18 protein-coding genes and 1 riboswitch are annotated in these 19,013 nt (G+C 60.3%); of the genes, 8 read left to right on the plus strand and 10 right to left on the minus strand.

Going from position 1 to position 19,013, the window contains the following annotated elements; translation table 11 throughout:
* The first annotated feature begins 15 nt into the window (after positions 1-15).
* Complete coding sequence (locus Q4577_RS08060) at positions 16-648, plus strand: 2-hydroxychromene-2-carboxylate isomerase (RefSeq protein ID WP_303469220.1); 633 nt, start codon at positions 16-18, stop codon at positions 646-648.
* A 73-nt stretch (positions 649-721) separates the two neighbouring features.
* Here Q4577_RS08060 and Q4577_RS08065 read toward each other — a convergent pair whose 3' ends face one another.
* From Q4577_RS08065 to Q4577_RS08105, 9 genes are all read right to left on the minus strand, one after another.
* A complete protein-coding gene (locus tag Q4577_RS08065; RefSeq protein WP_303469221.1) occupies positions 722-1,693 on the minus strand; it encodes a TAXI family TRAP transporter solute-binding subunit in 972 nt (323 codons plus the stop codon).
* 32 nt (positions 1,694-1,725) lie between these two features.
* Positions 1,726-3,834 (minus strand): TRAP transporter fused permease subunit, encoded by a 2,109-nt coding sequence (locus Q4577_RS08070; protein WP_303469222.1) that lies wholly within the window; start codon positions 3,832-3,834, stop codon positions 1,726-1,728.
* Positions 3,831-5,498 carry a sulfatase-like hydrolase/transferase gene (locus tag Q4577_RS08075; protein ID WP_303469223.1) on the minus strand — a complete coding sequence of 556 codons (1,668 nt, stop codon included), beginning with the start codon at positions 5,496-5,498 and terminating at the stop codon, positions 3,831-3,833. The genes Q4577_RS08070 and Q4577_RS08075 overlap by 4 nt, the downstream gene beginning before the upstream one ends.
* 117 nt (positions 5,499-5,615) lie before the next feature.
* Positions 5,616-6,515 (minus strand): LysR family transcriptional regulator, encoded by a 900-nt coding sequence (locus Q4577_RS08080; RefSeq protein ID WP_303469224.1) that lies wholly within the window; start codon positions 6,513-6,515, stop codon positions 5,616-5,618.
* A 250-nt stretch (positions 6,516-6,765) separates the two neighbouring features.
* Positions 6,766-7,197 (minus strand): thioredoxin family protein, encoded by a 432-nt coding sequence (locus Q4577_RS08085; RefSeq protein ID WP_244688180.1) that lies wholly within the window; start codon positions 7,195-7,197, stop codon positions 6,766-6,768.
* Positions 7,198-7,213: 16 nt separating this feature from the next.
* Positions 7,214-7,906: a cytochrome c biogenesis CcdA family protein gene (locus Q4577_RS08090; RefSeq protein WP_336623648.1), complete on the minus strand. Its 693-nt coding sequence runs from the start codon at positions 7,904-7,906 to the stop codon at positions 7,214-7,216.
* Between the two features lie 82 nt (positions 7,907-7,988).
* Positions 7,989-8,882 carry a DMT family transporter gene (locus Q4577_RS08095; protein WP_244688184.1) on the minus strand — a complete coding sequence of 298 codons (894 nt, stop codon included), beginning with the start codon at positions 8,880-8,882 and terminating at the stop codon, positions 7,989-7,991.
* A 41-nt stretch (positions 8,883-8,923) separates the two neighbouring features.
* A complete protein-coding gene (gene xylB / locus Q4577_RS08100; protein WP_303469227.1) occupies positions 8,924-10,369 on the minus strand; it encodes a xylulokinase in 1,446 nt (481 codons plus the stop codon).
* A 64-nt stretch (positions 10,370-10,433) separates the two neighbouring features.
* Complete coding sequence (locus Q4577_RS08105) at positions 10,434-11,303, minus strand: glycosyltransferase family 2 protein (RefSeq protein ID WP_244688922.1); 870 nt, start codon at positions 11,301-11,303, stop codon at positions 10,434-10,436.
* 167 nt (positions 11,304-11,470) lie between these two features.
* Here Q4577_RS08105 and miaB point away from each other — a divergent pair, with 167 nt between their 5' ends.
* Positions 11,471-12,790, plus strand: a complete 1,320-nt coding sequence (miaB, locus tag Q4577_RS08110; RefSeq protein ID WP_244688188.1) for a tRNA (N6-isopentenyl adenosine(37)-C2)-methylthiotransferase MiaB — start codon at positions 11,471-11,473, stop codon at positions 12,788-12,790.
* Positions 12,791-12,890: 100 nt separating this feature from the next.
* Here the strand turns inward: miaB and Q4577_RS08115 are convergent, their stop codons facing one another.
* Complete coding sequence (locus Q4577_RS08115; RefSeq protein WP_244688191.1) at positions 12,891-13,232, minus strand: hypothetical protein; 342 nt, start codon at positions 13,230-13,232, stop codon at positions 12,891-12,893.
* A 496-nt stretch (positions 13,233-13,728) separates the two neighbouring features.
* On the opposite strand from Q4577_RS08115, the gene Q4577_RS08120 reads away from it, so the two are divergent.
* The 6 genes from Q4577_RS08120 to lnt all read left to right on the plus strand — a co-directional run bounded on the left by Q4577_RS08120 (position 13,729) and on the right by lnt (position 18,928).
* On the plus strand, positions 13,729-14,325 hold the full coding sequence (locus Q4577_RS08120) for an OmpA family protein (RefSeq protein ID WP_244688193.1): 597 nt from the start codon (positions 13,729-13,731) through the stop codon (positions 14,323-14,325).
* A gap of 11 nt (positions 14,326-14,336) precedes the next feature.
* Positions 14,337-14,648: a hypothetical protein gene (locus tag Q4577_RS08125; RefSeq protein ID WP_244688195.1), complete on the plus strand. Its 312-nt coding sequence runs from the start codon at positions 14,337-14,339 to the stop codon at positions 14,646-14,648.
* 200 nt (positions 14,649-14,848) lie between these two features.
* Complete coding sequence (locus tag Q4577_RS08130) at positions 14,849-15,859, plus strand: PhoH family protein (RefSeq protein ID WP_303469366.1); 1,011 nt, start codon at positions 14,849-14,851, stop codon at positions 15,857-15,859.
* A gap of 72 nt (positions 15,860-15,931) precedes the next feature.
* Positions 15,932-16,444, plus strand: coding sequence for an rRNA maturation RNase YbeY (gene ybeY / locus Q4577_RS08135; RefSeq protein WP_303469231.1), 513 nt, complete (start codon positions 15,932-15,934; stop codon positions 16,442-16,444).
* A 20-nt stretch (positions 16,445-16,464) separates the two neighbouring features.
* Positions 16,465-17,382: a hemolysin family protein gene (locus Q4577_RS08140; RefSeq protein WP_303469233.1), complete on the plus strand. Its 918-nt coding sequence runs from the start codon at positions 16,465-16,467 to the stop codon at positions 17,380-17,382.
* Position 17,383: 1 nt separating this feature from the next.
* A complete protein-coding gene (gene lnt, locus Q4577_RS08145) occupies positions 17,384-18,928 on the plus strand; it encodes an apolipoprotein N-acyltransferase (RefSeq protein WP_303469235.1) in 1,545 nt (514 codons plus the stop codon).
* Between the two features lie 33 nt (positions 18,929-18,961).
* Positions 18,962-19,009: riboswitch (SAM-SAH riboswitch) on the plus strand.
* The last annotated feature ends 4 nt before the right edge of the window (positions 19,010-19,013 follow it).

Here is a 19,013-nt window from a genome sequence, read left to right on the forward strand (position 1 = left end):
GAAGGGGTGCGCCCGATGGATCAGTTGCAATTCTACGTCACGGTGCGGTCGCCGTATTCCTATCTGGCGCTTGATCGCGTCGTGGCATTGGCCGAAAAACACCAGCTTGAGCTGGTTTTGAAGCCGGTTTACCCCTTGGCGATACGGTTGCCTGCGTTTTTTGACGCCGGGCATCCAGCTTTGCTGACCTATCTGCGACGAGATGCCGAGCGTGTGGCGCAGATGCAGGGCATATTGTTTTCATGGCCCATGCCGGACCCGATTGTGCAGGATTTGGCGACAAGCGAAATTGCAACCGAACAGCCGCATATTCGGCGCTTGTCCCGACTGCTTGTTGCTGCATGCGACATGGGGCAGGGTGTTCAGGCCTATCGGGCAATGAGCCGTCTGTTGTTTCGTGAGCGCGGCGATTGGTCCGCCGCAGGTGCGCTAGAGGGAGCGATGCGGCGTGCGGGCTGTGATTGGGCGTATCTCTGCACACATATCAAAGAAAACCCCGAGACCTGTGATCGTATCCTGTCCGCCAACAGTACGGATCTGGAGCGGGCCGGACACTGGGGCACGCCGTCGCTGGTGTTCGGGGATCAGCTTTTCTTTGGGCAGGACCGGATAGAGATGTGTGATTGGTTCCTCGGCCAAACTTCCTAGCCGTGTTTGCGCGCGGCTGGGCTGAGCGCAAGAAAAAGGGCCGAAGCGGCAGAAAACCGCCCCGGCCAATCGGTTACTTCAATGCACCGACTTCGCGGTAATACCGCGCGGCACCCGGATGCAGCGGCATGCCGGCCCGGTCTTCGACGGCGAATTCAATGTTCAGCGCCGTGGCCCAGGGCGCATCCGAAGAGATCGAATCGAGATTGTCCCAGAACGCCTTGGTCATCTGGTAAACCGCTTCTTCATCCAGATCGGCGCGCACACCGATGCCGACCGGCGTGTCATTGGACACGACCGGGCCATCGTTCATCTGGTTCTTGTACATGTTGGGGGCAAGTTCGGTGATATAGCGGAAATTGCCGAGATATTTGTCGACCGCCTCGCCGGTGTGATCTTCGGGCGCGATAAAGCGCACGCTTTCGGTTTCGGTGAACTGCAGGAACTGCTGGCAGGGGTCGATACAGCCGTTCACATACATGTCGATCTTGCCGTCTTGAAAGGCCTGGAACCCGGTTGCCCAGTTGGCGGTGATCGCTTCATAATCCTCACCCGCGACAAGGCCGGTCGTCGCCTCGATCCAGCCTTTGGCCGCGTTGAACGCGCCGCCGCCTGCGGGGCCGAGAAAGACGGTGGTCCCTTCGATGTCATCGAGATATTCGATGTCGCTGTCGCCACGCACGGCATAATGGTAGTCGCCATAGGGGAACCACATCAACAGCGCGAGGTTTTCGGCAAGGGCGGCGGCGTCGGCCTCTCTGGCATACATGGCCGTGCCGTTTTTCTGGAACGTATAGATTGTCGGCGAGGTCATCCACATGTCGAGATTGCCGCGCGCGGCCTCGAGCTGGTGCACCGTGGCGGCGCCACCGCCGGCCACTTCGATCTCGACCGTGTCCTGGTTCGAGTTCACCACATTGGCGAAGGTCGCCATTGTGATCGCCTGGCCAAGGCTTGGTTCGATGGTGGCCATCTTGAGCGTTTCTGCGCCCGTCGTGGTGGCGAATGTCGTGGCGGTCAGGGCCGCCAGGGTCAGGTGTCGCATCTTGTTTCCTCCCGGTTGAATGCGTTCTTGTGTCAGGTCGGTGTCGCGGCCGTGGGTCTGGCAAGGCGCGGACTTGCGAAAATCAGCGCGAGGCCCAGTGCGGCGGCGGGTGCGGCGATGGCAAGCTGCGGCAGCAGGGTCAGCCCGCCCAGGGCCAGCCGCAAGACCCGCTCGATCGGGGGCAGACGGTTGCGGTCAAAGCCCGCAAGCGCCGAGGCGATCAGCCACATCGCAAGGGTGAAAGCGCCGATGATCCAGAAGAAATCAAACCAGGTGACGGTCGAAATGTCGATCATGGCGCGGGACACGACCCGGTCTTCGCCGAACCATTCGAACATCACCTGAAGCTTGTACAGAACCGCCGGATGATAGACGAAAACAAAGGGGATCAGGAACCCCGCGAGGGCGATCTTGGCGGCCTCGAATCCGGTTCTGATCGGATCGGCCCCGGCGATGGGCGCGGCGGCAAAGGCCGCAAGCGCAACCGGCGGCGTGACCGTCGACATCATCGCAAAGACGACGACGAACAGGTGCAGGGTCAGCGGCGCAATGCCCACCGCGTCGATGCCCGAGCTAAGCGCAATCACGATGATGAAATAGGTTGCCCCCGGCGGCAGGCCCATGCCCAGCACGATTGCCCCCAGCGCCACCACCACCAGCACCAGCGGCAGCGGACCATCGGCCAGTTCCGCCAAAAGCTGTGACAAACGGCCGGCAAAGCCCGAGGTCTGGATCAACCCGACGATCAACCCGATGGCGGTCACGATGATGACGATGGTGGCGGCCATCCGGCCGGCATCGACAACCGCACGCCACAACCGGCTGGCCGAACGGAATTCGCGGAACAGGATACTCGCCGAGATCAGCGCCACAACCAGCCCGTAAAAACCGGCCTTTGGCACCGAAGGTTGGGAAAACAGGAAATAGCTGAGCGTGCCAAGCGGGATCACGAAGACCAGGCATTGCAGCCATTCCTTGCCGGTCAATTTAGGGCGTTCCGACGCGGGCAAAGCGCCGATGCCGCATTTGCGGGCCTCGAAATAGACCGCCAGAAACGTGCCGAGATAAAAGAAAATCGCAGGCAGGATCGCCGCCACCACGATGTAGCGGTATTCCAGTCCGATCTGCCCCGCGACGAAAAAGGCCACAACCCCCATCACCGGCGGCATGATCTGCCCCCCGGTCGAGGCGGCGGCCTCGACCGCGCCTGCAAAGGCGGGTTTGAACCCGGCCTTGCGGATGACCGGAATGGTCATCACCCCGGTGGACACCACGTTGGAAATCGCCGCCCCCGACAATGTGCCAAACAGCGCCGACGACGCAACCGAGGCATGCGCCGCCCCGCCGGTCATGCCACCGGTCAACCGGTTGGCGATCTTCATCAACAGATCACCCGCCCCGCTGGCCATCAGCACAGCGCCAAAGACGATAAAGATCAGAACGTTGCCGGTGACCACCTGAATCGGTTGGCCGAACATGCCGCCCGTCTGGGCCCAGAATTGCAGGATCATCTGGCGCAGGTTCTGGCTGAACGTCGACTCGGACCCGGCCAGGATACCGGTCCAGTCCGGCAGATAGCCCTTGATGAAAAAGTAGATCACCCAAAGCAGGCAGAACCCGACGATAAAGCCGCCAAACAGCCGCCATGTCAGGTACAGCGTGATGGCCGTGGCCAGCGGGAACATGACATAGTCGATGCCGCGCGCCGTTGGCAAAACACCTGCGTCCGATGCAAAGATCGCGATGATCCAGCTGGTAAAGGCCGCCGCCGCCAGGATCGTCAACGCCCAGTTGACCGCCCTCAGCCCCGGTTCGCGGTGCAGCGTCAAAAGCGTGACGGCAAAGCTGAGCACGATGGGCAGCCCGACAATCAACCCGGTGGGCAGCAGGAACCCCTGCTCAAACGCGCGATAGGTGGCGCCCAGCCAATGTTCGCGCAGGAAAACCCGTTGATCGCGGCGGCTCATCTCGTCGAAGGCGGGTGTCGTGGTTTCGATGAACCAGCGGACAAAATCGTTGATCGGGCCAGAGGCGGAATACAGCACGATCACGCCGACAAAGATCGCCGCAATCACATCCGAGATGTGTTTATCAAACAGGATGCCGCGCCTCTGCGGCATTGTCTTTGCATCGGTTGTCATTGGGTTTCCTCCCCGGCCTCAGGGCCGTCCAGATGAACCTGACGCGCAGGCCCCCGGTATTTTTCTGTAAGCTCGTCCGGCACTTCGCTGCCATCGACGAGAAAGGGCAGGATGCCGCGACGCATCGTGACACCGCGCATTGCCAAGATGTCGGCGTCGGATTTTGTCACCCGTTGCGCCATGCGCCGGCCCCATTGCCCAAGGAATTCATACAGCCGGTCGATCTGTGGCGCGTGCTCCTCCTTCGCGCCGAGATCGGTGAATTCCTGTGGGTCGGTGGCCAGGTCAAACAGCATTGGGCGAAAGCCACCTTCGAAGTGGATCAGTTTCCAGCGCCCGTCAAAAACCATGAACATCCGCGCATCGCGGGGCGTGACGCCCAGTTGCGCGGCGCGCGGCGTGACAGAGTAGTCGTATTCACTGATGACGTAGTCGCGCCAATCCTCGGGCGTTTCGCCCTGAATCCACGGCATGAGCGATCGACCTTCGATGATGTGATCGGCCACGGTGCCGCCTGCGGCATCGACAAATGTCGCGGCAAGGTCGATGGCCTCGACCAGCGCATCACAGGTCGTGCCGCGCGTGGCGTCGGCGCTGTTGCGTGGGTCGCAGATGATCATCGGGATCTTGACCGATGCCTCGTGAAAGAAATCCTTTTCGCCCAGCCAGTGATCGCCCAGATAATCACCATGGTCCGAGGTCAGCACGATCATCGTGTCGTCCATCTTGCCCGTGGCTTCGAGGTGATCAAGCAGGCGGCCCAATTGATCATCACATTGCTTGATCAGGCCCATATAGGCCGGGATGACCTTTTCGCGCACTGCGTCCTGCTGAAACGCCTGTGCCACGCGAATGTTGTGATAGGCGTCCAGAACAGGGTGCGGATCGTTCAGTTCCGAAGCGTCCCGCACAGGTGCCTGTATCTGGTTGTGGCCGTACATGTCGTGATAGGGCGCGGGCACGATATAGGGCCAATGCGGCTTGATAAAGGACACATGCGCGCACCAGGGCCCCTTGGCCTCATCCACAAACCGGATGGTTTCGGAGGTCAACCACGGGGTTTCGCTGTGTTCTTCGCGGATATTGGCGGGCTTGTCGGCGTTGCGAAACATCCAGCCCGATGCGATCTCTCCGTCGCTGACCCCGGCGTTGGCATAATCGGCCCAGGGGTTTTCGCCGTCATACCCCTGGGCCTTCAGGAATTCGTTATAGGGGGAGCGTTTTTCGTCATAGAACCCATCCGGCCCCATCCCCCAAAGCCCGTCATCCCGCGCCCATGCGTCGAAACCACAATCTGCCTGACGCGCGCCGATTACGCTGTCGGGTGCCAGTCCCAGCCGCGCCATGCCCTTGGCATCGGCCTTCATGTGGGTCTTGCCCATCAGCCAGCAATCCATGCCGGCCTCACGCAGGTGATCGCCCAGTGTCACCTCGCCTACGCGCAGGGGAAATCCGTTCCACTGCGCCCCATGCGAAGACACATAGCGCCCGGTATAAAAGCTCATCCGCGAAGCGCCGCAGATCGGCGATTGTACGTAAGCATTGGTAAAGCGCACGCCGCGCGCCGCCACCCGGTCAAAATTCGGCGTGTCCAATGTGGCATGACCCGCACAGCTCAAATAATCAAAGCGCAACTGGTCATACATGATGAACAAGATATTCATCGCGGCCTCCCAACCTGTGCACCGCGGCGCGGCGCCCTCCCGATGGGTCAGGTGTAGCGCTGAAAATCTATTCGCACGAGAACCGAAATGTTGATGGGTATATCCTTTGGGAATACCCTAGCCAAATTCGTTTTGGGCGACCTGCAGCACGCAATCCGAAAAATACCGCACGGCCGGGGTCGGGGGACGTTCCGAGGCGGTGACAAGCGCAATTGGCGAAGACGAGAGCGGATCTTCCAGCGCCAGCGCCCGGATTTTGTACCGGCCCTCGATGATATCCAGCAGCAACGCGGGAAAGGTGCACAGCACATCGCCGCCTTCGACCATTGCCAGAATACTGGTGATGGAATCCGAGGTCACCATCGGGTCGGGCGGCGGCAACCCGCGCGAGATGAAATGCCGTTGCAGATAAGGCAGACGCGCCCGCGTGCCGATCATCAGCCAATCGGCCCCTTCCAGATCCGCCAGCCGGGTTTTGTTCACCCAGCGAGAATTGTTGCTTGCGATGATCGCGACAGGCGTGTCGACGAGATGCGCCACCGTCAGCCCGGCGATATCCGCGGCGCGTGGTTCCGGCCCGATCACCAGATCGACCAAACCGTCGCGCACCGGGCCAAAGGCCATCGGCTCATGCCCGCCGGTGATCTGCACGCGTACCTTGGGAAAGCGCCGCTTGAACCGGCGGATGGCGCCGCCGACGATCCGGCTGGCGGCCATGGGGGACACTGTGATGTTCAGCTGCCCGGTGCCTGCGCTGCTGCGTTGTTCGACGTCTTCCTGCATCTTGCGCAATTCCGCCCGAATGATCCCGGCGCGGCGCAGAACCTGCGTGCCTTCTTCTGTCACCGCGACACCGCTTGGTGCACGTTTGAAGATCGCGGTGTTCAATTCGGCCTCGGCCTGGCGCAGGGCCTTGGTGACCGCTGGTTGGGTCTTGCCCAACAGTTTCGCGGCCGCGCGGATGCTGCCGGCCTGTTCAATCGCCAAAAGCATTTCGATATGCTGTAGTTTGATCATGTGGAGGCCTCCCGCGCTCTATGCGCCAAGGTTATACCCCCAAACAATCCGTTCCTAGCCTCGCGTCCCAATCTCCCGTTGAATGCCGGTCGGAGACCTGTTGGATGCCGTGCCCGGACACAATTTCCCGGTCGCCCCGGCGCGGGATAATACCCCAACGATCAGATCCATCGGCATCAGCCCGACCAGAGAAAGCCCCGCCGGATCTGACGTGTCGCAAAGGTTTTGGGGCAACTCGGCCCGTCCCACCTTAGGCAGAGGTCGCCGCGTTCAGCGCAATGTCCATCAATTCACGGATCTTTTCTTCTCGGGTTTGCGCGACGACACGGCCCAGCTCATCGTCGCCTTTCAGGACAACCAGCGTCGAGCGGCGCGGGATCCGCATCCGCGCAGCCATCTGGGAGCGGCCATAAAGATCCCAGTCAATCTCGATAAAGGTGATGTTGGCTTCATAAGCCGGGTTCTCGGCCTTCAGCTTGTCCATGACCCGCTTTTGCGCATGACAGGTGCTGCACCAGCTGGCGGTGAAATCGAGAAACAGGGTCTCACCCGCGTCCAGCCGCGCATCCAGCATCCCGGGTTTGTAAGCCAAAGGCGCCGCACCAGCGGCATGCGGCAACAGTCCGCTGCCTGTGGTTGCAAGGAAAGCTGCGCTCAGTTGGAAAAAATCGCGTCGATGCATATCGGGGTCCTCGGGTTCACAAGATCACAGAAAAGTCGATCAGCCAATCGGGCATATTCTGTAGTGCCCAGGCTTCGATGACATGGTTCAATCGGAACAGCAGCGCCAGCCCAACCGCAATGAAAACGCCGCCCAACACCGGGCGTGATACTTTTGCCAGGCGGCGCAGGGCCATTGTATTTTGCGCAACATAGGCCAGCGCGATGATGATGGTCGACACGCCCGCCGCAAAAAATACCATGATCCCCGTGGCGCGCAGCAGATCGTCGCCTTGGCTTGCCAGGGCGATGGCCCCGCCCAACGTCGGCCCGACACAGGGCGACCAAACCGCCCCCAGCAGCAACCCGCCCAGAAACTGGCCCTGCGGTCTTGATCGGTCGATCTGATCAAGCCGGCCATCGGCGCTGGCGGCAAAACCCGCGGTTGCCGTTGAAAAAGCGGCGGAAAACCGGGGGATCACCAGCATGGTGCCAAACACAATCATCAACACCGCGCCAGCCTGGGCAATATGGTCGGAATGCAGCCCGATCAAATGGCCGAATGCGGTCACGGATACACCCAGCACGACAAAAGACAGGCTCATACCCGCCGCGAGCCACAGCGGCCCGGATCGCCCGGATTGCAGGGCGGTGGCCAGCACAATTGGCAGCACCGGCAGAACGCAGGGGTTGATCAGGGTCAGCAGCCCCGCGCCATATGCAAACAACATTTCCATTGCCCTTTTGTTGCCTCGGGCGGTTGAAATGTCATCTGACAAGTGGGTGATCGCCCCGGATCACAGGATTACAAGGTCACAGGGTCGAGCGTGGCGTCTTGGGCGCCCGTTGTTTCGACAATTGCACCGCCAGGATACCCGCGGCGATAATCGCCACGCCAATCACATCCAGCAGTCCCAGGTTTTCTTTCAGCAGCACGGCCGCCACCGCAGCGCCAAAGAAGGGGTTCAGGAAATGAAAGGTTGCGGCCTTGACCGCGCCAATGCGGTTGACCAGCGTGAACCAGACAAAGGTGGCCAAAAGACCGGGCACAAATGTGGTGTAGATAAAGGCCAGCACCAATGACGTTGTCATCTGGACCTCAAACGGCCATTCCAAAGCAAAGGACGCCACCCCAAGAATTGCCGCCCCCACAAGCATCTGCAATCCCACGATCATCATCACATTGCCGCCCGATGATGCGCCACGGACCGAAAGGGTGGCAATTGTCAGCGCCGCCGCGCCGGCCATGCACAGCGTCAGGCCAAACATATCGACACCGGCGCCAATCCGCGCGCCCATGATCACCATGACCCCGCCAAACCCGGCGACCAGCCCGGCCACCGCAAGCCTTGGCAGTTTTTCGCGAAAGAACACCCAGCCCGCCAGCGCCACCATAAGCGGCATTGTGGATGCGATGATCGAGGCCAGCGAAGCTTCGATGGTTCGCATGGCGACAAAATTCAGGCCAAGGTACATCGCGTTCTGGCATATGCCGAACACCAGCGTCGCTCGCCATTGCAAGCGGCTGAGCCGGAAGTTCTGGCCCATGGCCAATGCGATGGCGATCCCGATCACCCCGGACACCAGAAACCGCAACGCCAAAGACCCCATCGGCGGGGCATAGGCAACGATGATCCGGGCCGAGGTAAAGGCCGAAGACCACATGGCGGCAAAAGCCAGGCCCATCAATATCGCACGTAAATCCATGGGCTCTTCCTATGGCGGAGGGTGGGGAATGAAAAGCGGCGTTATTGCACGACCTTGGTCGGACCATAGGCGGCGCGGAACCGGGCATGTGCCGCATCATAAGCGCCCTGCAATTCTGTATTGGGGGCAATCACGCCTGCGATGTCGGGCGGGGTCATGATGTCCTGCCAATTTGCGCCTGCGGCGGCCATGCCCAATCGCGCGGCCCCCAGGGCCGCACCGAATTCACCATCGGCCGGCAGCGCCAGTGGCACGCCCAACACGGTGGCGATCAATTGCAACCAATAATCCGACCGGCTGCCGCCCCCCAGCGCAATCAATTGCTCGATCCGTGCGCCGGTCTGGACCAGCGCATCGAAACTGTCGCGCAGACCAAAGGCCACACCTTCCAGCACCGCGCGGGTCATATCCTCGCGGCTGGTGGCGGTGGACAGCCCGGTGAAGCTGCCGCGAATGGCGGCATCGTTATGTGGTGTGCGTTCCCCCGACAAATAGGGCAGGAACCGGACCTGTCCCGGCGGCTGCAAATCCCGCAGCGGCGCAGTCAGTTCCGCGGGCGTGGCCCCGGTGATCTGTGCCAGCCAATTGAGACTGTCGGTCGCCGACAACATCACACCCATCTGATACCATTGCCCGGGCACGGCATGGCAAAAGGTATGCACCGCAGTTTCCGGTGCCGGGGCATAGCCATCGCGTGCCGCCAGCAGCACACCCGAGGTGCCGAGCGAGACAAATCCCTGACCTTCGTTCAGCGCGCCAATGCCACAGGCCGCCGCCGCATTGTCCCCAGCGCCGCCGGCAACCGACACCGGGCCGCGCAATCCCCATTTTTGGCACAGTTCTTCGCGCAATTGTCCGGCTTCTTCGCTGCCTTCGACCAGTCTTGGCATCTGGTCGCGGCGCATGTGACCGGCGGCCAGCAGGTCATCGGACCAATCCCGTCGCCCCGTGTTCAGCCAGGAGGTGCCGGCGCTGTCGGACATATCGGCGACATAGGCGCCGGTCAGATGGAAATTGACATAGGCCGCCGGCAAAAGCACCTTGGCCACCTGATCAAACAGCTCGGGCTCATGGGTGCGGACCCAATCCAGCTTGGGCGCGGTAAAGCCCGGAAAAACGATATTGCCGGATTCGGCGCGCAGGATCGGCAATGCGTCAAGGCGCGCGGCCTCCTGACTGGCGCGGCTGTCGTTCCACAGAATACAGGGGCGCAGCACCTTGCCGTCGCCATCCAGCAGGGTCGCGCCATGCATATGACCGGCCACGCCGATGCCGCGCAGGTCGGCAAATCCGGGGCAGGTGGTGCGCAGTTCCTCGATCGCGCTGTCCAGAGCGGCAATCCAGTCGGCGGGGTCCTGTTCCGACCAGCCCGGATGGGGGTGATGGGCGCGGTAATGGCGTTCCGTCGCACCCAGCGGCGCGCCGTCTTCTGTCACCAAAAGCGCCCGCAATCCCGATGTCCCCAGATCAATGCCAAGATAGCTCATGATCGCAATTCCCCTTCGCAGTGATGTCTCTGTCGCTCGGGTGTCGTGGCGCCCGTGCCATGTTTCAAAACCACTGGCCGGTTTCCATCAACCCTAAATCCAGCAATTGCCGCGAATGCCATTCGAAGGGCACAGAGTTTTTCCAGGTGAACTGGTGAATATCAAAGGTCGATCCGGCGTTCAGTTTCAGCGCCTTGGCCGTGCGGAACGAGGCGACCACCGCCGTCAGGTTGTTGTGCCAGGGGCAGGCGTAGGTGTTGAATTCCTCGTCATCAAAGGTGTTGTCCGGGCGCATCGTGAGCTTGGGTTTGGCACGGAAAATCGACACCCGGTCGATCTTGCGCCGCGTGGGGGGCACATGTTCTTCGTACCGCCAGCGCAATCCGCCGTGGAAATCCAACTGTCGCTCTTTGGGGTGACCATGGTTTTTCGGGTCCGGGCGGGCCAGTGCATAATACCCGCTGCGGTCGATCTGGGCGTCGTCCAGTGACACCGCATTGGGAAATTTGTTCAGATCCTGGGCATAAAGATCAACCACAAAGGTCAACATCGCATCGCGCCGTTCCTCGGCGTGGAAGGTCAGCATTTCGCTGATGGTGCGGGTTTCGCAAAACGGATAGAACAGATATTCCGCATTGTAACAATAATAGAGCCAGCTGGTCCCCGCGACCGGGATCACCGCATTGACCAATGCCTCGATCCCGCCATCCCGTGCGGTGGTGTGATCGACACGGCAGATGCCATCGCTCAGATCATCGGGAAGGTTCACCCGGTCAGGCATGAAGCCGACAATTGTCTTGAACCCAAGATGCTGATGGTGGCGCAGCGTCGAGGCAATTTCAACATCGTCTTCGCACAGGATCAGGGCAACTGGGCCCTTGGCCAGAACGGCCTTGCCGCGCGCCAGAAAGTCCAGGAGAGAGGAAAACCGCATGTCTGTCATTTTGCCATGATCTTGAAATTTCGCTGCATCGACACCCCGAAGCTTGCCGCAGACTCGGTGAATTTTGTGTGCATTGCAAGACAGGTGGTTTTTGCTGTACCTAGACGCCTTCTAACCTGCCCTCAGACCGGCCTTATGACGCGCCCAAGGATTTGACAATGTCCGACCCCAAAAAGCTTTTTATCAAGACCTACGGCTGCCAGATGAATGTCTATGACAGCGAAAGGATGGCGGAATCGCTGGGCGGGCAGGGCTATGTCGAAACCAAAAGCCCCGAAGACGCGGACATGATCCTGCTGAACACCTGTCACATTCGGGAAAAGGCGGCGGAAAAGGTCTATTCCGAATTAGGTCGCTACAGGGGATTGAAAGAGGCCAAGCCGGATCTGAAAATCGGCGTTGCGGGCTGTGTCGCCCAGGCCGAGGGACAGGAAATCATGCGCCGTCAGCCGATGGTTGATTTGGTGGTGGGCCCGCAAAGCTATCACCGCCTGCCCGAGTTGGAGGCCAAGACGCGGGACGGGTCCAAGGCATTGGACACCGATTTCCCCGAAGAAGACAAATTCGAGCACCTGAAATCCCGGCCCAAGGCGGCCCGTGGCCCCACCGCCTTTCTTACTGTGCAGGAAGGCTGCGACAAGTTCTGTGCCTTCTGCGTTGTGCCCTATACCCGGGGCGCCGAAGTGTCACGCCCGGTGACACAGGTTCTGGACGAGGCCCGCGAGCTGGTCGACCGCGGTGTGCGCGAAGTGACGTTGCTTGGGCAGAACGTGAATGCCTATCATGGTGCGGGGCAGGGCGGGGATTGGTCGCTGGCGCGGCTGATCGACGGTCTGGCCGAGATCGACGGTCTGGAACGCATTCGCTATACCACCAGCCATCCCAACGACATGTCGGACGATCTGATTGCCGCCCATGCGGACTGCGCGAAGCTGATGCCCTATTTGCATCTGCCGGTACAGGCCGGGTCGGACAAGATCCTGAAGCGGATGAACCGGGCCCATACGGCCGAGAGCTATCTGCGTCTGATTGAACGGCTGCGGGTGGCGCGGCCTGATATGCATTTTTCCGGCGATTTCATTGTCGGCTTCCCGGAAGAAACCGAAGAGGATTTTCAGGCGACGCTCGATCTGATCCGCGAAGTGCGCTACGGCACGGCCTATTCGTTCAAATATTCCACCCGCCCCGGAACCCCCGCCGCCGAACGCCCCCAGGTCGAAGAAGCGGTGAAAAGCGAACGGTTGCAACGGCTTCAGACGCTGATTAGCGAACAACAACGCGCCCTTCAGGACGCGATGGTCGGGCGCGAAGTGTCGGTCTTGTTTGAAAAGTCGGGGCGTATGCCGGGCCAGATGGTCGGAAAATCCGAATATCTTCATGCGGTGCATGTCACCGATGCCAAGGTCGCGCGCGGCGACACCGCCCGCGTGCGCGTCGTCGAAAGCCTGACCAATTCACTGGCGGGCGTCCTGGCCTGAGCGCGGCGCCCGGCGTCATTGCCGGGGGAAGACCCGGGCGGGGTGACCCCGCCCTTTGCTCATGTTCGTCTAGGTCGTGCTTGTCCGGATCGACCAGGCGTTAGTAGTTGTGCTTGCGATGCGACGCGCGGTCGTAATAAATCCGCAGCATCGTTGATTTCAGCCCCTCGGGGTTGCCGACCAGCGCCGGGTCGCGGCAGACCCGTTCTGCAATCGCATGGGCGTTGGGGAAGTCATAGCCAATCGCCACCAGGCTGTCGATGAACACCGGATTCGGGCGATCCCAGATCACGTCGTTCCACGGGCCCCGAAAACAGCTGACAACGATTTGCGTCCCGGTCGGACCATAGGCGCCGTGGTGGCTGTGTTTGTGCTTGCCACCCGCCATCGCAGGGGCCGCGAAGGCCGCACAGACGGCGGCCAGGACAATTGCTTTTTTCATGGTGTATTCCTAATCGAATGGTGCGGCCAAATGCTTTGGCCTGGGAAGCGCGTTGCGCACGATCGTGGCCCGGCAGATGGGCTGCGCCGTGACAGGGTGCAACGTGACTGCTTGCGAGATTAATCTTCTGTTAACACTTTCCAAAGAGGTTTTTCTCTTTGGTTACAAATTGACATCAATCCGACGTATCAATCGGAATTGTTCGCAAATCCGGGCCATTTGTCATCCGCGAAATCACTGCTGCTTTTTGCCGCCAGGATGAGCAGAGCGACCTAACTGCCTGAGAAACATTGCACTCTGACCGCTGTGGATAAGTCAAAAAATCGCCGATATAGCGGAACATCCGCCAAACCCCCGCAATATCTGGATTTTTTCCTTCACACCTCTGGATTGTTTGTTAAAGTGTTGAATATAGAATGAGTTAGGGTTCCGCTGGGATTGATTCTCTTTGCGGCGGGCCCCTCGGGGGAAACACTTTAACAAGGGACAAAAAGCTGTGGGGACTTTTATCACCAAAGCCTTTCGGGCCGCTGCCATGGGTTGCGCCACCGCTGCTGTTGTTGCCCTGTTCTCGGCCAGCATGGCCGATGCGCAGGCGTTTACGCGTGACACACCGTCACAAAACGGACGGGACAGGGGCCAATATATTCCGGAAATCGTGCTGACACCGGATGGCTGCGAAGTCTGGGCCGCAGATGATGGCGCCGAAGGCTATGCATCGAACCGGCTGACCCGCAAAGGCACGCCCATCTGTCATGATGTGACCTCCTGTGGTGTGCTGAATGCCGATCAGTTCTTTGCCACGGACAGCTATCGTATCCATTCCCAGGGCCGCGCCCGGCTGCAGCAATTCTTTCAGAGTTCGTCTGCCTTTGCCTATACAATTGTTGGTCACACCGACAGCCGCGCCAGCTACGAATATAACCAACGTTTGAGCTACAATCGCGCGGTTTCGGTCGCCAAGGTCGCCAAATCGGTTGGTGCGAAAATTGTCGACGTGCGTGGCATGGGCGAAACTGCCCCCGTCGCCACCAATAGTACGCGCGACGGCATGGCCCGCAATCGCCGCGTTGAAATCCTGTGCTTCCAGTAAGGGGACGCGACATGAAAATCGTCAAACTCTGTGCCGCCCTGTCGCTGGGCTTTGTTGTCGCTGCCTGCGACGAAGGCGTGCGCGGCTATCCTGCCGACAAAACGGTGGATCGCGGCATCAATGACCATTCGCTGAAAACCCTGAAATGGGGTATTTTTGTGGATCCTGATGGTTGCGACCATTGGATCTCGGATGATGGTGTCGAAGGATATCAGGTCAATCGGCTTGACCGCTACGGCAAGCCGGTGTGTTCCGGTGTTGCCCCGCCGACCTATACCGCCGGTGATTTCAAGGGCGGGTCGTTTATTCCCGATCCTAACTGATCACCACTGGCGATCCAGAATATTGAACAGCCGCGGGGGTCGTCCTGCGGCTGTTTCTGTTTGCGAAGGTGAACGGGAAAGCCCGGTTTTTCTCAAAACGCCGCAAATTCATGAAGCCCAGGTGACATTTTCCAACCGGCCCCTTGCCAAGGCTTGAAGTCTCGGCTTTGCTGATCACCATATATTCGACGGAGGCCGAATTGGACCCACAGCATCTTGATGACACGACCGCAGCGGACACCCTGCAAGAAACAGTGCTGGAATTTCCTGACAACCGCTTGCTGATCGACCTGTGTGGTGAATTCGACCGCAATCTTGCGGCCATTGAATCACGTGTGTCGGTTCAAATTCTGCGCCGTGGCAACCATCTTGCCGTGATCGGCGGGGACGAGGCCCGCCAACAGGCCGCCGATGTCCTTACCGCGCTTTATCAACGGCTAGAGGCCGGGCGCACAGTTGAAACAGGTGACATTGACCGCGAATTGCGCATGGCGCCAGAGGACGAAGGCAGCCGCGACGGCGACCAGCTGGATATGTTCCCCGGCGGCCATGTGGAAATCAAAACCCGCAAGAAACTGATCGAACCGCGCACCGATGCGCAAAAACGCTATGTGCGGTCGCTGTTCGAAAAAGAGCTGGCCTTTGGCATCGGCCCGGCCGGCACGGGCAAAACCTATCTCGCCGTGGCGGTGGGCGTGAATATGTTCATGAACGGCAATGTCGACCGGATCATCCTGTCGCGCCCTGCGGTCGAAGCCGGTGAAAAGCTCGGCTATCTGCCCGGCGACATGAAGGACAAGGTCGATCCCTACATGCAGCCGCTTTATGACGCGCTGAATGATTTTCTACCGGCCAAACAGCTGGCGAAATTGATCGAAGAAAAGAAAATCGAAATTGCGCCACTGGCCTTCATGCGCGGTCGTACCCTGGCAAATGCCTTTGTGGTGCTGGACGAGGCACAGAACGCCACCTCGATGCAGATGAAAATGTTCCTGACCCGCCTTGGCGAAGGCTCGCGCATGGTCATCACCGGCGACCGCACCCAGATCGACCTGCCACGCGGGGTCGCATCGGGGCTTGCAGATGCCGAGCGGCTGCTCAATATGATCCCCAATATCGCCTTCAACTATTTCACATCCAAGGATGTGGTGCGCCATCCGCTGGTTGCGGCGATTATTGAAGCCTATGAACGGGATGCGGCTGCGCCTTGATGCGGGTCCAGCCCTTCTTCTGTTGATAAATATCCCGGGGGTCCGGGGGCAGCGCCCCCGAAATTGTGCCATATGTTGACGGAAACACTTATCGAAGATCCAAATTGGCAGCAGATCGATTTTCCCGATCTGGCCGAAACCGCGTCGCGGGCGGTGCTGGGGCATCTGGACCTTGATCCCGAACATTTCGAAATCGCAATTCTGGCCTGTGACGATGCCCGCATCGCCACATTGAACGCTGACTTTCGCGGCAAGCCACAGCCGACCAATGTTCTGTCCTGGCCAGAGGAGGATCTTTCCGCCCAGATCGCGGGCCAGCCCCCCGAAGAGCCGCCAACCGGCGGCGATGAGGCACAGCCGCTGGGCGATATTGCCATCGCTTTTGGCACCTGCCAACGCGAGGCCGAGGATCAGAACAAGCGGTTTGACGCCCATGTGACCCATTTGGTTGTTCATGGGGTGTTACATTTGCTCGGCTATGACCATATCCGCGACAAGGATGCCACTGTCATGGAGGCACATGAACGTGCCATACTTGGCAAATTGGGTATTTCAGACCCATATAGAGACGAATCGGGCGATTGACGCCCACAGCGGACAGGACGATGGACGATACAGATCCCCCTTCTAATGCAGCGCAACGCGCGCAATCCGAACCCCAGACCATTCAGAAAACCGGATTTTTTCGTCGGATTTTTTCGGCGCTTCGCCCAACCCCTGTGACACCGGAGGTGGCGAACGGCACCTCGATGCCGGCGCCTATGCCGATGACACATGGGATGATAAATCTGCGGCGTCTGACGGTCGAAGACGTGGCAATCCCCAAGGCCGACATTGTCGCCGTGCCGGTGACCATCACCCGCGAGGATCTTTTGGATGTGTTCCGCGACAGCGGGCTCAGCCGCCTGCCGGTCTATGATGGCACCCTGGACACGCCGCTTGGCATGGTTCACCTCAAGGATTTTGCCCTGAAACACGGCTTTAACAGCGGCCCGGGCGGGCGCTTTGCGCTCAAGGCGATGATGCGGCCGCTGTTGTTTGTGCCGCCCTCGATGCCGATTGGCGTGTTGCTGACCAAGATGCAGGCCGAACGGCGCCATATGGCGCTGGTGATTGACGAATACGGCGGGGTCGACGGGCTTGCCACGATCGAGGATCTGATCGAACAGGTGATCGGCGAGATCGAGGATGAGCACGACGTCGACGAAGACAAGCTCTGGGCGCAGGAAAAAGGCGGCACATATCTGGCGCTGGCCAAGACACCGCTGGACGAATTCCAGGCCGAAATCGGCATTGATCTGACCGCGACCGATGCGGTCGACGCCGAGGAAATCGACACACTGGGCGGGTTGGTGTTTGTGCTGGCGGGCCATGTGCCGGCGCGTGGCGAAATGGTGCCGCATCCCGATGGACCGGAGTTCGAGGTCGTCGACGCCGATCCACGGCGGATCAAACGTCTGCGTGTCCGTCTGCACAGCAGCCCGCATCCGCCGGCCGAAGCGGTCGAGCTCAAGGCGGGATAGCATGTTGGCGCGTTTCGCCGATTGGGTCGCAGCGCGTGCCCTGCGCCTAGGGACGGCGGCGACGCTGTTGGGCGCATTGGTGGCCCTGGGGCAGGTGCCTTTTGGCTGGGTCGCCCCATCCTTTCTTGCCTTGGCGGTTCTGCTGGCCCTGTTCCAGACCGTGACGACATCCCGGACCGCGGCAACCCCACGTCAGGCGATGATCCTGGGCTGGTTGGCGGGCACCGGGTATTTCGCCGTTGCGCTGAACTGGATTGTGGAACCATTCCTGATCGAGCCAGAGCTTTATGGCTGGCTGGCGCCTTTTGGCCTGTTTGGCTTGTCCGGCGGGTTGGCGCTGTTCTGGGCGCTGGCCTTCTGGGGGGCGGCGCGCCTTGGCGGTGGGGCCATGCGGTTGGCTCTGGCGCTCGCGGTTGTGGAACTGGCGCGTGGCTATGTGTTGACCGGCTTTCCCTGGGCGCTGATCGGCTACATCTGGATCGACAGCGCCTTTGCCCAATGGGCGGCCTGGATCGGCCCCTATGGTCTGACCGCGCTGACCCTGGCCATGGCGGCTTTGCCGGTTTGGTTGTGGCATCGATTGCAGGTGACATTGCCCCTGTTGGGGGCAGCACGGGTGTTTGGCCTGACACTCGGTCTTGGCACCGTGTTGTGGTACGCGGGGCTCACCCAGGCCACCAGCCACGATGCGACGGGATCGGCGCCGGACGCGCCGGTTTTGCGCCTGATCCAACCCAACGCGCCGCAAGATCAGAAATGGGATCCCGAAATGATCCCGGTGTTTTTCAACCGCATGGTGGATTATTCCGCCGCCGCGCCGAAACCCGATCTGGTGATCTGGCCGGAAAGCGCCGTTCCGGTCCTGTTGAACGAGGGCGCAGAGACCCTGGGCTATATTTCCGAGGCGGCAGAGGCGACCCCGTTGTTGCTGGGGATACAACGTAGCGAAGGTTCGGATTTCTATAATTCCGCGGCTTACGTCGATGAAAACGGGGCTGTAACAGCAGTATATGACAAGTTTCATTTGGTGCCATTTGGGGAGTTCATGCCGTTTCCCGGCTTTTGGCAGCGGCTGGGGATAACTGGTCTCGCCGCGCGGGTCGAGGCCGGGTATTCCGCCGGGCCGGGGCCGCGCACGCTGAACCTTGGGGCTGTCAAAGCTTTGGTGTTGATCTGTTACGAGGCGGTTTTCCCGCAATACGCGCGCCATCCCCCCCGCCCGGATGTGTTGATTCAGTTGACCAACGACGCCTGGTTCGGCGCCAATTCGGGCCCCTACCAACATCTGGCACAGGCGCGCATGCGGGCCATCGAAACCGGCCTGCCCATGGTGCGGGTCGCGAACACCGGGGTGTCGGCGGTGATTGATGCCAAGGGCAAGATCATTGATTTCCTGCCGCTGAACACTGCGGGCTATCTGGACGCGCCGCTGCCGCCTGCGTTGGGCGCAACACCCTACGCACGCAGTGGCGATCTTCCTTTAACGTTGTTGCTGTTAGTTCTCGTTTTGAGCCAAATCATGCTGCAAAGACGCAATAGCGATTGACCCTGCTGCCCCTGCGGCATACCGCGGAGCAATCCGGTGTCACAACGGCTTCCTGGCGTGGCACTCTTCATCAATGGAGCGACCT

The sequence above is a fragment of the Marinovum sp. 2_MG-2023 genome (genome assembly GCF_030548265.1).
Lineage (GTDB): Bacteria > Pseudomonadota > Alphaproteobacteria > Rhodobacterales > Rhodobacteraceae > Marinovum.